Below are 797 nucleotides of genomic sequence, written 5' to 3'. Positions count from 1 at the left end.
CCAGAGCTAGCAAGTGAGCTAAAGCGCCGTTTAGAAGGCGAGCTACCAGCCGACTTTGAGACTCAAGCAAAAGACTACATCCAGCAAACCCAAGAGCAAGGCGGTGAAGTCGCTAGTCGTAAAGCCAGTCAAAATGCGATTAATACGCTACAGCCATTATTACCTGAATTATTAGGCGGTTCAGCGGATCTAGCTGGCTCAAACCTGACACTATTTAAAGGCGCGAAAGGCATCGAAACTGACGCTGACGGTAACTATATCTACTATGGCGTGCGCGAGTTCGGTATGACCGCGATTGCCAATGGTATCGCATTGCATGGCGGCTTTATCCCTTACGTAGCAACATTCCTGATGTTTATGGAATACGCGCGTAATGCCGTACGTATGGGCGCGCTTATGAAGCAACGTATCATCCACGTCTACACGCATGATTCTATCGGTCTGGGTGAAGATGGCCCAACGCATCAGCCCGTTGAGCAACTGACTAGCCTACGCACGACACCAAATCTACGCACATGGCGTCCTTGTGATGCGACCGAATCTGCTACTGCTTGGGTGGAAGCGATTAAGTCTGAGAATAATCCATCAGCACTGATTTTTAGCCGTCAAAGCTTGCCACATCAAGCACGTGACAGTGAGCAAGTCGCTAACATCAATAAAGGCGGTTATGTGCTAGCCAAAGAGCAAGGCGAGCTAAAAGCGATCATCATTGCCACAGGGTCAGAAGTTGGCCTTGCGATGCAAGCGCATCAAACGCTTAGCGAAAATGGCGTTGGCGTCCGTGTGGTCTCTATGCC

At 49.9% G+C, this 797-nt stretch carries 1 protein-coding gene; it reads left to right on the top strand.

Annotated elements, in window-relative coordinates:
- On the top strand, positions 1-797 hold a 797-nt coding region (locus tag ACTXGO_RS15145), incomplete at both ends, for a transketolase-like TK C-terminal-containing protein (RefSeq protein WP_443575100.1).

The organism is Psychrobacter sp. T6-1, from assembly GCF_052258445.1.
Note: the sequence above shows the minus strand (reverse complement) of the source record. Positions and strands in the feature narration are given on the sequence as shown.